This window comes from Paenibacillus sp. F4 (assembly GCF_002894905.1).
Classification (GTDB): domain Bacteria; phylum Bacillota; class Bacilli; order Paenibacillales; family Paenibacillaceae; genus Paenibacillus; species Paenibacillus polymyxa_B.
In genome coordinates, this window is record NZ_POVS01000009.1 from 305,645 (window position 1) to 318,627 (window position 12,983).

Genomic DNA, 12,983 nt, shown 5'->3' on the forward strand with positions numbered 1-12,983 from the left:
TAGAATCAACTAAAGTTAGTAATGCCACATACTCCTCAGCCTTTGACTAAGTGAAGCTGAGCCAAACTCAAAAACACGCGGCAATTCCGTCTTTAGTTCAATCTGTATAATTAGGAGAAAGTCCCGCCTATAACAGAACGGGACTTTTGATGACATGAATTAGGTATGAGATTGTATGTACTTCACAACTTCACCTACAGTTGTAATTTTCTCTGCATCTTCATCAGAGATTTCCATATCAAACTCATCTTCCAATTCCATTACCAATTCAACTACATCGAGAGAATCAGCGCCTAAATCATCTTTAAAAGATGCTTCAAGTGTAACTTCGGCTTCGTCGGCTCCCAAACGGTCAACGACAATGCGTTTTACGCGCTCCAATACATCGGACATCCGGCTCACCTCCTCTTAGGTATTATACGAAAATTACAATTAAAATGCCATAGAAGAGAGTTTTCATTGACAACTCTTCATCGGGGCATGCGGATTGGCAACATGCTACTACATATACATGCCGCCATCCACATGCAAAGTCTGGCCCGTCATATATGAGGAAGCATCCGAGGCCAAGAACAGCACCACGTCAGCAATTTCCTCAGGCCGTCCAAGACGGGCCAGCGGAATACCGCTAAGCATATTGTCACGCAAATCATCAGCCAGTACCTGCGTCATCTCAGTATCGATGAATCCAGGAGCCACACAGTTCACTGTAACACCTCTAGACGCAAGCTCTCGAGCAGAGGATTTGGTAAGACCAATTACCCCTGCTTTAGCAGCAACATAGTTGGCTTGTCCTGCGTTGCCAAGTACACCGACCACGGAGGAGATATTGATAATTCGGCCAGAACGCTGCTTCATCATTGGACGTGTTGCCGCCTTAAGACAATTAAACACACCCTTCAGATTCGTTTCGATCACCTGATCGAATTCCTCTTCCTTCATACGCATGATTAAATTATCTCTTGTTATGCCGGCATTATTCACCAGGATGTCAATTTTGCCCCAAGCGCCAATCACATCCTTGATCAACTGATCTGCTTCGTCAGCGCGACCGACATTAGCCTGAACTGTAATAGCCTCTACACCTTTGGCACGAATCTGCTCTGCTACCTCAGTCGCAGCCGCTTCACTACCAGCATAGTTTACCGCCACATTAGCACCTGCTTCAGCCAGCGCCAGCGCAATACTGCGGCCAATTCCGCGCGACGCTCCCGTAACGAGCGCCGTTTTTCCACTCAATGGCTTAGACATCATAGTCCCCCCTTGCAAGTATATAACCCGTTAAGGCAATGATTATACTTTTAACGGGCCTCCAAGGCTTCCGTTACAGAAGCAAACGACTCCAGGCTGCTTATATTATACAGCTTAACCGTTTTGTCGATTTTTTTAACCAATCCAGTCAAAACACTTCCCGGTCCAAACTCAACAAAGGTGTCAACACCTTGTTCTAGTAGCCATGTTACACTGTCTTCCCACAGTACCGGAGAATAGACCTGATCCACCAACAGTTGGCGGATTTCGCTCCCCTCACGTACAGGTTTAGCTGTTACATTGGCAACAACCGGAATCTGAGCTTTGGAGAAAGTTACAGCCCCCAACTTGCCGGAGAGCTTGGTCGCTGCTTCCTTCATCAATGACGAGTGGAAAGGACCGCTAACCTCCAGAGTAATAGCGCGCTTGCCTCCTGCTTCCTTCACACGTTCAGCGACAGCAGCTACACCCTCCTTCGTACCAGATACAACAATTTGTCCGGGACAATTGATGTTGGCTAGTTCGACCAGTTGACCAGACTCCGTAATATCACGGCACAATGCTGCCAATGCTTCACGATCAGCTCCCAACACAGCAGCCATCCCGCCTTGCCCATCAGGAATGGCCTGCTCCATGAACTCGCCACGTGTACGAACGATCTCAACCGCATCCTCAAATGCGAGGACACCGGAAGCGACTAGCGCGCTGTATTCTCCTAGACTGTGTCCAGCCACATAATCGGGATGAATGCCCATTTTTTCCTTGAACGCTTCATACAACGCAATGCTCGCCGTTAACAGTGCAGGCTGCGTATTAGATGTTTGCTTCAAAGCTGTGTCCGGCCCTTCAAAAATCAGTGTGCTTAGTGCGAACCCTAACCGTTCGTCCGCTTGGCGAAATACTTCTGTTGCAGCTGGAACTGCTTCATAAGCATCTTTAGCCATACCTACAGCTTGTGAACCCTGACCGGGAAATATAAATGCCGTTTTGCCCATCGTGTATGCACCTCTCTGTATCCAATGCTTGTCCTGTAAAACACTACACAAATTCAATATTATATCAAAACTTCCATCTCATTACCAGACAAGAACCGACGCTCCCCAGGTCAAGCCACCGCCAAAGCCCACCATTAATACACGGTCGCCTTCCTTCATGCGGCCTTCCTCAGCTGCTTCCACAAGAGCGAGAGGGATTGATGCTGCCGATGTATTCGCATATTTATGAACATTAACAACTACCTTTTCCTCTGGTAAATCCAGACGTTGCATTGCCGATTGGATAATGCGAACATTGGCTTGATGCGGAACGAACAGATCAATATCATCTTTGGACAGCCCTGCTTTTTCCAACACATCAACCGTTGCCGTTCCCATAACACGAACCGCGAACTTGAACACTTCGCGTCCGTTCATGTAAATGTAGTGCTGTTTATTTTCCAGTGTGTCTGCACTCGCAGGCAAACGCGAGCCTCCTGCTTCCAACTTGAGTAAGCTGCCTCCAGCACCTTCAGCCCCGAGATCAAAGGATTGGAATCCTCTACCTTCAGGCACTTCGCCAATCACTACAGCTCCTGCACCATCTCCGAATAGAACACAGGTATTGCGGTCGGTATAATCTGTAATCCGAGAAAGACAGTCTGCCCCAATGATTAATGCATTATTATAAATACCTGTCTTAATGAAGCTCGTTGCCGTAGCCAGTCCATATACAAAACCTGAGCATGCCGCAGACAAATCAAAAGCTGCTGCGCCTTTGGCTCCCAATTTGTCCTGAAGAATGCAGGCAGTTGACGGAAACGCCATATCCGGTGTAACCGTAGCTACAATAATTAAATCCAGATCCTGTGCCGTCATACCCGCGGACTCCAACGCCTTAATTGCTGCTTCATAAGCTAAATCAGATGTAGCCTGCTCTGGAGCCGCAATATGGCGCTCCTGAATCCCTGTACGGCTGACAATCCATTCATCACTCGTTTCTACGATTGCTTCCAAATCTTTATTGGTCAGAATTTTCTCAGGTACGTATTTCCCTGTTCCGATAACACCAACCGGCCGTAATTTATTCATATCGTCACTCACTTCCTGCTGATTTCCTTGGATATACTTTCCACCAACCGGTTTTGCAAGGCTGTACGAGCCTGCCTTACCGCATTTTTGACGGCAACGCCGTCAGACGAACCGTGACTTTTCAGGACGAGTCCACTCAAACCCAGCAAAGGAGCCCCGCCATGCTCTTTATAATCCAATTTACCTTTCAGACTGCGAAGCTCAGGCATAATTAAGGCTGCCGCAAGCTTGGTCTTCAAGGATTTGGTGAATTGCTCTTTTAAGAGAGAAAATATGGCTCCGGCTGTACCCTCCAGCGATTTTAACATGATATTTCCAGCAAATCCATCACACACCAGTACATCGCAATTCCCGGTTAACACATCTCTCGATTCAACATTACCCACAAAATTGACAGGTAACTGCTCAATAAGCGGAAATGCCAACTTCGTCAGTTCATTGCCCTTCCCAGCTTCAGTCCCCACATTAAGCAGACCCACCCTTGGAGAAGTCACACCGTGAACTTTCTGACGATACAAACTCCCCATCAGTGCATACTGGGCAAGATGCTCAGGCTTGGCATCCATATTGGCTCCCAAGTCCAGCGCCAGAATACCCTGATCATCAATCGTTGGTATCATCGGCGCAAGAGCCGGACGTTCAATGCCCTCCATTCTTCCAACCACCAGCAACCCTGTGGTCATTAGCGCGCCTGTATTACCTGCGGATATCATGGCATCCGCTTCGCCTTCTCTGACCATTCGACCAGCTACGACCATTGAGGCATCCTTTTTACGGCGCACTGCCTTTACAGGCTCGTCCTGCGCATCTATCGTTTCGGATGCATGGCGAATGCTGAGGTTCGTCGGCAACGCCCTACCGTTCAGAACCGATTCAATTTGTTCCCGGTCACCAACCAGCGTAATGTCCGTATCCTTCCATTCCGCCGCCGCAGATAGCGCGCCCTCTACTGTCGCCTCAGGAGCATTATCTCCCCCCATGGCATCAATGGCGATCCGCATGCTGACTTCCTCCTTCGCTATACTCTTCCTCCGTGGAGCGATAAATGACAAAGTTGCCTTGGAACACCATTTCTTCTCCTACGTAGGCAAAGACTTCCACTTTAGCCTTCCCTTTTTGTTCTGGATTTGAGCGTACATATGCCTTGGCAATGCACTTCTCACCTAAATGAACCGGGCGGACAAAGCGTATATCCGCTGACGCGGTCAATGCTATCTCATCATTAATCACGGCAACGGCCAATGAATTGGCCTGGGCAAATACATAATGCCCCCGCGCAATGCCAGTACGCGAAAAAATATGTTCCTCTTTAATCTCAAAAATCGAAATACCGCTTCGATCCAACTGTAGATCAACGATATCCCCGATCACTTCATGCAAAGGCAAGGAACGAACCTGGTCGTAGGAGCGCTCAGCCATCAGCTTTAGCCGTTCCCGCAATTCCGGGATTCCCAGCTCCATCCGGTCCAGCCGAATAGTCTGAATACTTACCTTCAGCTGTCTTGTCAATTCCTGATCCGTTACGAACGGATTATCATCAATTAATTGAGTCAGCCGCTGCTGTCTCTGTCTCTTCGGCAAACGTTCGATGTCAGTGACGCCTCCTTTCTCTACAATAAACTGTCGTTCAGACGACAGTTTGGGTTACTTTACTTCACTTTCTAACGGCGAGACTTCAAGCCGATTTGTCTTCTTGTATGTATAAAGGAACCCCTTCGGCCCTTCTTTCTTAGAACCTGGTACTAAAACAGTATATAGCATGCTGACGTAAAAAGGAAGCATGCAGACAAAAAAAAGTAGCGCCTCACTGAAGTGAAGCGCTACTCTTTCTGCGAAGATTCCAAAGAATCCGCTTATCGGACATTATTGAGAGATGATCTCTCTAGCTTTGTACGTTCCGCAAACTTTGCACACATGGTGAGCAAGTTTCAATTCGCCGCATTCGGAGCATTTCACCATACCTGGTACTGCCAGTTTAAAGTGAGTACGACGTTTGTCGCGACGAGTTTTGGATGTTCTCCGTTGAGGTACTGCCATTATTCCCACCTCCTTAACCAGATCAACCCCGCATAACGGGTATGACTTCTTATCTCATTCAAGACTGAAAGAAAATGCTATAAGCAATTATCTTACAGCCGGTGAATCAAGCCTGCAACATCCACGCATCGGTTCAGTAACTCTCCGGCACAAGCGGATGATGATTTTTCAGAATTGAACTCAATTCTCATTTAAAAAAATCCTTAAGCCCTGCCAGACGCGGATCAATCTTTTCCGTATTGCCATCGCTACTGTCATCGGAGCCAATACTCCAGTTTTGTCCGGTCTTTGGTGCGATTCCCTGACAATCCTCACTGCACAAAGGCGCAAACGGCACATGCAGTACAAACAGTTCTTCACAATACGGTGCAATGTCGAAGGAGTCCTCCGTCACTGCGATAAAATCGCCATCTTCATCCTCCTCTTCAACACTCGAAGAGGTTTGCTTGAACCGTTCACGGAATTCAATCTTTAAATCCTCGTGCATCGGGCTTAAACAGCGTGAGCATAGCATGTCCAGACCTGCGGTCAACGTGCCTTCCACGCTCATCAAGCCTTGACCCAGACTAACGGCGACCAAGTCGGTCTCCAGCGGGGAAACGGCCGTAACATCAGCACGATCATCCACCAATTCACTCACATTAAGAGATTCACGGATAGGAAAAGGACCGTCACTGGTTGCTACTTTGCGAAAAAATAGTTGCATCACTATCACTCCAAACAAACAAAAATTATTATACCGACTGATCGAGTCGTTTGTCAACACCTTTCACTTTACACCACTCACAAATCCACCGGTTTTCCAATGGTTCGACAAGTTTTATGCAGAAGCAAAAATGCATTGTGCTAAACATGCACCGATGAGTATTCGTACCCCCGCCACTCTTCGTGTACAATAATGCGAGTATAAAGCTTTTTCGTCCAGGTCTCAATGGTCTTGTTCATGTCAATGATGAAAAATCAGTAAAGTTGCCCTGAAAACAAACATTGACGGGTACTTAACCATTATTATCAAAATAGTTACCCAATAAGCTACTTTAAGAAAGGAGCCGACTACGGTCTTGAAAACACTCGGTATGATTGTAGAGTACAATCCCCTGCATAACGGACATGTCCATCACTGGGAGGAATCTCTTCGCATCACTGGTGCACAGCGCACAGTGGCTGTGATGAGTGGTCCTTTCCTTCAGCGGGGTGAACCCGCGATTACAGACAAATGGTCCCGCACCGAAATGGCACTCGCCATGGGTGTGGACCTAGTTCTGGAGCTGCCTGTGGCCTATGCCGTCCAGCCTGCAGAATGGTTTGCCCACGGAGCAGTCGCCCTGCTCCATGCGACGGGCATCGTCGACGCGCTCTGCTTCGGTAGCGAGAGCGGAGACATCGCCCCGCTGCGCGCGCTGGCCCGCGTGCTGGCGGCAGAGCCAGCCGAGCTCAAGGCCGGCATCGCGCAGCGCCTAAGCAGCGGCACGAGCTATCCCGCTGCCTACGCGGGAGCCGCAGCCGCGCTCGCGGCCGAAGGAGAGGACGGCGCTGCGCTCGCCGCCCTCATGCAGCAGCCCAACAATACGTTGGGGCTGCATTATTTGATTGCGCTGGAACGGCTGGGCAGCACAATCAAGCCCTTCACGGTAGCCCGCACGGGATCGGGCTACCACGAAGCCGTGGCCCCTGCAGACGGAGTCATCGCCAGCGCCACGGCCATCCGCCGTCTGCTGCTGGACGGCGGGCTGGAGGCCGCGTCGCCGTACATACCTGCGGCGACACTGGAGATTTTGCGGCGCGAGTGGCAAGCTGAACGCGCGCCGCTGCACTGGGAAGCGTTCCGCCAGCCGCTGCTGAACGCCCTAATCACACGTAGCCCGCAGCAGCTGGCGGAGCTGCACGAGGTCACCGAAGGGCTGGAGCATCGTCTGCGGCAATCGCTGTACACGCTGCCCCAGCCTTCTGTGGAGGCCCTGCTCACCGCGATCAAGACAAGGCGGTATACTCGTACGAAGCTTCAGCGGATGTGTACACATATTTTGCTAAATCATGCCAAAGCCGATATGACTCCGGATGAGCTGGCGAAAGGTCCAAGCTATATCCGCGTGCTCGGCTTTAACAGGGCTGGACGCGAGCTGCTGGCACGTATGAAGCAAACAGCCACCCTTCCAGTATGGGTCAAGCTGTCTGCCGGATCACATCCCCACCTGGACTGGGATACAGCCGCAGCCGCCATACACGCAGCCGGGATGCCACGTCCTGTCATCCGCGGCATGTATGCTGATTACTTGCGACCGCCCATTATGGTTTGATGGGCAGCTTTTCCATATAATTCAGCGCATCGCCAAGCTTGCGAACCGAAACAAGCTTCATCCGGCTTCCCATTTGCTCAGCTTTGGCCTTGGCCTCTTTATAATTATCCGCAGGGACGAAAAACAATTCCGCACCCTGACGGTCAGCAGCAACTATTTTATACTTTGCACCACCAATCGCTCCAACCTGACCGTCCTTATCAATAGTACCCGTACCGGCTACACGATATCCCTTACTCAGATCACCTGGTGTCAGTTGGTTATAGATTTCCATGGTAAACATCAAACCTGCCGAAGGACCGCCAACATCCGTAGATGTAAAATGAATCGTTTTACGTTCATCCTTCGGCTCTACCTTCTGTACCGTGGCAATACTGACGCCAAATCCAGAACGTTGCTTACCCGTCTCACTGTCCGTGATGGTCGTTAAGGGAGCTTGCACGGTCAGCAACTTTCCATCGCGCTTTAGCTTCACTTTAGCCATTTTTCCCGATTTTTCATCCTCTAAAGCCTTCCGAATGGAACGATTATCGGTCACCCGCACGCCGTTCAGCTCCAATATTTCATCTCCAGGCTCGAACACGCTATTCGAGCCCGGGACCTTAAATACATACACGTAATCTGGCACAATGCGATAGGGAACATGGGCACGGGTGTAGGCAGCCTCCATCGCGGAAGATTGGGAATCCCCCATATACCATACCTGCTCTGCTGCATATTCGTCTTCACTTCTTCCATGCAGACGATCCTCTTTACGCTGAATCTCCGAATTGCGGTCCAACTTGGACAGGCCCAACATGATAACATTGGCATAACGCGCCGATACCGTCGTCATCATAAAGGTCCCCCGTTCGATGCTGTCACCCTCCTGGACTTTAACCATCGGTTTGATCTCGTTTGCCCCACCTGGTCCATAGATCAGATAAGGGGTTGGCATATAGACCAGCACATAGACCATTGCAGCCAGCATTAAGACATAACCGGTTGTAAAAAAAGCTCTTTTCCGGTTTATTCGTTTCATTGCTTCTCCCCCTTGCAGCCTAACTTCTCCTATCTTACCCAAGTGCCTCTACGCCACCTGTTCTCAAGCCTTCCGAAAAAGCATACATTGTTTACGACAACGTATACGAACAACCTATCCCAAGACAACGAACGTGAATAAACACTGGAGACAGCATCCCACTCTCCTTAGTATATTTATGAGAGGTGAATTCTTTGATGCAAAAGGAAGCCCATTCCGCTCCTTATTGGACAACCATACTGCTTGGCCTCGGAGCCATTTTGCTTGTACTGGCTGTTGTCGCCTCACCAGAAGAAGTATTTCAAGCCTCTACTCAAGGCCTTAAGCTATGGTGGAGTATTATTTTCCCAGCCATGCTGCCTTTTTTGATGCTGTCCGAAATGCTCATCGCCTTTGGTCTAGTACATGGACTAGGTATCCTGCTGGAGCCGTTTATGCGATCCTGGTTCCGTCTACCCGGGCGAAGCGGCTGGGTGTTGGCCCTCGGCCTGACCGCGGGATTCCCCGCTGCAGCGGAAGCGGTGCGCCAATGGGCACAACAGGAGGATATGACTGCGTTTCAGCTTCGACGTCTAACCTCTATCGCTCATTTCTGCAATCCGATTACCATCCTGCTCGTCATCGGGACAGGGCTACTGCACAATGCTGCCGCAGGCGTGATGTTACTTGCAGTTCACTGGATTTCCGGGCTGCTGGCAGGCTGGATCACAGCCAGACTACCTGTACCGTCCAAAGAATTGCAAAAACGGGAAACGCCAGCTGCCCTCCGGCGCACCTCAGTTTCCCGTACTTCTCCCTCCCTGATCCGATCCGCATGGGAAGCTACCCGCTCTGCCAGAGAACGGGACGGCCGCAGTTTCGGAAAACTGTTGGGCGAAACCGTATCCCATGCTGTACAGATGCTGATGGTGACAGGTGGATTCATTATTTTCTTTTCCGTATTGATTCGACTGCTGTCCATATACACAGGCCAAGGATCGTTTTCTTTCATATGGCCTGCCTGGATGGAAATCCATCTGGGTTCCTATGAAATCAGCCGTCTGCCCTACGATCTCCGTACACAAGCAGCCCTGATCAGTGCTGTGTTGGGCTGGGGCGGCCTGTGCGGCTGGCTTCAAATTACCGCCGTCACCAGACCTTCCGACAAGGGCATCACCTTCACCTTGTCACGAGTGCTCCATGGAATCATTGCTTTTGGACTTACCTTGGCAACATGGGTCCCGCTTAACCGCATCGTCAGTAATACAACTCCCGCTTACGTCAGTCGCAGTTCTGTGTCTTCTTTTGCGGAAAGCGTAAATGAATCCGCCACGCATCCTGTCATGGCCGGAGCCAGCAGCTTACTAACACAAATAGAAGGAACATCTATGTACCCCTGGCAACTAACCCTACTGTCCATTGCGCTGCTGGGTACAATTATAGTTACCCTGCTGGCCTTTTCCTTTATGACTTCATGGTGGGGCCGCCGCGATTCGCGTTGACCTTCGCACGCAGCGCGTCTTCCACCTCCGGTGCCACCAGATCTACAACCTTGCCATCAAAATGCGCAATTTCCTTCACCATACTGGAACTCAGATATGAATAAGCCGGATTGGTCATCATAAAGATTGTTTCCGCATCCGGGTTCAGCTTATGATTTGTAGAGGCTAATTGCAGCTCATATTCAAAATCAGTCACCGACCGGATTCCTCTGACAATAACTTGGGCCCCTTTTTGACGTACATAATTAGCTGTCAGATCACGGAAGCTGTCCACTTCAACGTTCGGGATATCGCGAGTTACCGTTCGCAGTAGTTCCATTCGTTCCTCAAGTGAAAACAGCGGATTTTTACTAATATTGTTAAGAACCGCGACAATCAACAGATCAAACTGTCTGGCTGCTCTTTGAATAATATCCTGGTGCCCCATCGTCACGGGATCAAAGGTTCCCGGATATACGGCAATACGTGGTTTGTGCTCAATCATGATGGTCCTCCCCGTCTGATTCGCTGATGCCGAATTTGACCCCTCCGGCTTCTGTATGTTCTACGACATCCGACAAAGCATCGGCTGCAAAATGATAAATAGATAACGCCGTTTCACCATAGACTGCTTTTCTGACCTGTTCGAACGGCCCGAAGCTTTCCGGATATTCATGTCCCGATTCATACTCCAGCACGATGATTGCATCTGAACGAAGCAAGTTCAATTCAGCCATACGGCTCATCAATTCATCTCCGTGTTTGAGACGATAGGGCGGATCAAGAAAAACAGCATCAAAAAGAGCTCCACGTTTTGCCAGCACCTTGAGCGCTCGTCCGGCATCATTGCGGAACACTTCAGCCTGTCCTTCCAATCCAGTTTTTCGCAAATTTTCTTTAATGACATCAATGCTCTTGGATTCCATATCAATAAAAACAGCCTTGTCCATTCCCCGGCTAAGCGCCTCTATACCCAGGCCACCACTACCAGCAAACAGATCAAGTGCGACTCCCCCATCAAAATAAGGACCTATCATGCTAAATAGCGCTTCCTTGACCTTATCTGTGGTCGGCCGCGTCCCTGTGCCGGGAACTGCCTTTAACGGCCTTCCTTTGGCACTACCCGATACCACTCTCACGCTGAAACTCACCTATTTTCTATATGTGTTCATAACCATATAAGATTATGACGCTATCGTACCACATGCACCGCCGTTTGAAAAACTTAGGATGAGGCAGGTATAAAAAACCATCCCCTGGGCATCCTTAGGATATCGGCATTCAACCAATGTCGTAGACAACCGCGGAGAAGACTTACGTTTCCCCATAAGCTCTTCGTCCGGTTTCTCCTCTCCCATTCGGGCGCTCTTTAATGGAGCGCCTGATTTTTTTTTGCATAAAAAGAAGCTGCTTAATAGCAGCTCTATGTATCATTGTTATTCCAGTATTTTGTTTATTTCAGCAGTTCCTCGGGGGTATCCCCTTGATAAACATACACGTAACTCGCCACTGATACAGCAAATGTTGCAAACATAGACAACGATGTGGCTAATCCATATACCATTTTCCTCATCATTCCACTCACCTCCTTCCCTGGATCAATGTTAGGCTTTGGACCAAAAAAGCAACAGCCACTATAGAGGAACCGACTACAAAATTAGTACATACAAGCAAGGAGGATAACAGTCGCAAGAGGGGATAAAAACGTACTGGAATGCGCGACTGCTTTTCAATTCTGGACGGGGCAAAACATAAAACGAGAATGAGAGCTATTGCGGTAAACAGGTTTGTCCACCAACTATTTAAGGCAATGCAGGATATGTAAGTAAAAGCTGCTGAGGTCACCAACACACATGCCATGCCCGTTTTCAAATGAATGCCTCCTGATATTTGGCGTAGCAGGGCGAAAGCGACGAGAATCGTTACAGCTTCTACCATCCGCCCCGTGAAGATTGAGGCGAATAGGGTTAACACGATGATCATGGACGCATTCAGAATGAGAGCAAGTGCGTATTTAAGTACCGCCACAGAGGCTGGATGATCAGGCACAGTACGTTTGATCTGGTTAGCAAGTTTGAAAGCCATCGCTTCAATCATCCCGGTATTCCTTTCCGATTGCATAATAGATGAAAAATCCCGAAACCAGTGCAAAAAATATCATGTTTAACCATACCTCGTTATAGTAGAGCACAATAGAAGTTGAAATGAGAGACAGGATAATCAGCGTGATGACAATGCCATATTCCTCTTTGAACTTTAGCTTCTTGAAATTAGGGGAGAAGCCGATCCCTTTTCGATACAACATCAATGAAATAAGCAGTCCTACTGCCGCGCTTACCATTTGTAGCAGATAGCCCTTCAAGGACCCATCCTGCAGGTCAGAAACCGGAAGGTTGCCGAACATGACTTTTAGGAATACCGACTGAACAACGGCATATGCAAAATAACCTGTAACCGTCATAATACCAGACCACACAATCGGAATCTTCACGACCGTAGCGAGTAAAAAAATAAAAAGCAGCATATTTACAACAGGCACCAAATACGAAAGGGAAAACTCCTCTCGGAGCATATAACTTTGCATATTCATAATCAGGTTAACAAAAATGGCCTGCCATAGATAAGGGGTCATTTTAACTTTAAAAACACTCAAAATCAGCGCAAAAACAGCTACTCCCTCAAGCGTGGAGAAAAGCAAAAAGCCGATTGGCTTCAAAAGCATGCGTGCATCTCCTTTACAATTCCAACAAACCTCATCGGTGTATTCAAAAACTTGGATGTACATCGAATATAAAGGGCTGGGAGCTACTTTTCAAGAGGTCTTTTCAATTATTTCATAGATTTATTCAAG

At 48.8% G+C, this 12,983-nt stretch carries 16 protein-coding genes; 2 read left to right on the forward strand and 14 right to left on the reverse strand.

From position 1 onward, the window contains the following. Window positions 1-159: 159 nt before the first annotated feature. The 8 genes from C1T21_RS08370 to C1T21_RS08405 form a co-directional block, all read right to left on the reverse strand. The gene (locus C1T21_RS08370; protein ID WP_007429985.1) at window positions 160-393 is read right to left on the reverse strand and encodes an acyl carrier protein; all 234 of its coding nucleotides are present in this window, start codon (window positions 391-393) and stop codon (window positions 160-162) included. Window positions 394-501: 108 nt separating this feature from the next. After that, window positions 502-1,251, reverse strand: coding sequence for a 3-oxoacyl-[acyl-carrier-protein] reductase (gene fabG, locus C1T21_RS08375; protein WP_103047898.1), 750 nt, complete (start codon window positions 1,249-1,251; stop codon window positions 502-504). 50 nt (window positions 1,252-1,301) lie between these two features. Continuing rightward, window positions 1,302-2,246: an ACP S-malonyltransferase gene (gene fabD / locus C1T21_RS08380; RefSeq protein WP_069291710.1), complete on the reverse strand. Its 945-nt coding sequence runs from the start codon at window positions 2,244-2,246 to the stop codon at window positions 1,302-1,304. 81 nt (window positions 2,247-2,327) lie between these two features. After that, on the reverse strand, window positions 2,328-3,317 hold the full coding sequence (locus C1T21_RS08385; RefSeq protein ID WP_023988162.1) for a beta-ketoacyl-ACP synthase III: 990 nt from the start codon (window positions 3,315-3,317) through the stop codon (window positions 2,328-2,330). An 8-nt stretch (window positions 3,318-3,325) separates the two neighbouring features. Then, window positions 3,326-4,318 (reverse strand): phosphate acyltransferase PlsX, encoded by a 993-nt coding sequence (gene plsX, locus C1T21_RS08390; protein ID WP_103047899.1) that lies wholly within the window; start codon window positions 4,316-4,318, stop codon window positions 3,326-3,328. After that, entirely contained in the window at window positions 4,302-4,898 is a 597-nt protein-coding gene (fapR, locus tag C1T21_RS08395; RefSeq protein ID WP_007429980.1) for a transcription factor FapR, read from the reverse strand. The genes plsX and fapR overlap by 17 nt, the downstream gene beginning before the upstream one ends. A gap of 282 nt (window positions 4,899-5,180) precedes the next feature. Continuing rightward, window positions 5,181-5,354, reverse strand: coding sequence for a 50S ribosomal protein L32 (rpmF, locus tag C1T21_RS08400; RefSeq protein WP_007429979.1), 174 nt, complete (start codon window positions 5,352-5,354; stop codon window positions 5,181-5,183). Between the two features lie 187 nt (window positions 5,355-5,541). Next, window positions 5,542-6,060, reverse strand: coding sequence for a YceD family protein (locus tag C1T21_RS08405; protein ID WP_069291707.1), 519 nt, complete (start codon window positions 6,058-6,060; stop codon window positions 5,542-5,544). Window positions 6,061-6,415: 355 nt separating this feature from the next. On the opposite strand from C1T21_RS08405, the gene C1T21_RS08410 reads away from it, so the two are divergent. Beyond that, window positions 6,416-7,651, forward strand: coding sequence for a nucleotidyltransferase (locus tag C1T21_RS08410; protein WP_103047900.1), 1,236 nt, complete (start codon window positions 6,416-6,418; stop codon window positions 7,649-7,651). Here the strand turns inward: C1T21_RS08410 and C1T21_RS08415 are convergent. Beyond that, window positions 7,641-8,672, reverse strand: coding sequence for a YlbL family protein (locus C1T21_RS08415; protein WP_103047901.1), 1,032 nt, complete (start codon window positions 8,670-8,672; stop codon window positions 7,641-7,643). The two genes, C1T21_RS08410 and C1T21_RS08415, sit on opposite strands and share 11 nt — an antisense overlap. Window positions 8,673-8,869: 197 nt before the next feature. Here C1T21_RS08415 and C1T21_RS08420 point away from each other — a divergent pair, with 197 nt between their 5' ends. Next, window positions 8,870-10,153, forward strand: coding sequence for a nucleoside recognition protein (locus tag C1T21_RS08420; RefSeq protein ID WP_103047902.1), 1,284 nt, complete (start codon window positions 8,870-8,872; stop codon window positions 10,151-10,153). Here C1T21_RS08420 and coaD read toward each other — a convergent pair. The 5 genes from coaD to C1T21_RS08445 all read right to left on the reverse strand — a co-directional run bounded on the left by coaD (window position 10,116) and on the right by C1T21_RS08445 (window position 12,854). After that, entirely contained in the window at window positions 10,116-10,637 is a 522-nt protein-coding gene (gene coaD, locus C1T21_RS08425; protein ID WP_103047903.1) for a pantetheine-phosphate adenylyltransferase, read from the reverse strand. The genes C1T21_RS08420 and coaD overlap by 38 nt on opposite strands. Then, the gene (rsmD, locus tag C1T21_RS08430; protein ID WP_103047904.1) at window positions 10,630-11,271 is read right to left on the reverse strand and encodes a 16S rRNA (guanine(966)-N(2))-methyltransferase RsmD; all 642 of its coding nucleotides are present in this window, start codon (window positions 11,269-11,271) and stop codon (window positions 10,630-10,632) included. The genes coaD and rsmD overlap by 8 nt, the downstream gene beginning before the upstream one ends. A gap of 314 nt (window positions 11,272-11,585) precedes the next feature. Beyond that, window positions 11,586-11,708, reverse strand: coding sequence for a cyclic lactone autoinducer peptide (locus C1T21_RS08435; protein ID WP_023988155.1), 123 nt, complete (start codon window positions 11,706-11,708; stop codon window positions 11,586-11,588). Between the two features lie 5 nt (window positions 11,709-11,713). Then, window positions 11,714-12,229, reverse strand: a complete 516-nt coding sequence (locus C1T21_RS08440) for an accessory gene regulator ArgB-like protein (RefSeq protein WP_103047905.1) — start codon at window positions 12,227-12,229, stop codon at window positions 11,714-11,716. Further along, entirely contained in the window at window positions 12,222-12,854 is a 633-nt protein-coding gene (locus C1T21_RS08445) for a hypothetical protein (protein ID WP_103047906.1), read from the reverse strand. Before C1T21_RS08445 ends, C1T21_RS08440 begins: the two co-directional genes overlap by 8 nt. Between the last annotated feature and the right edge of the window lie 129 nt (window positions 12,855-12,983).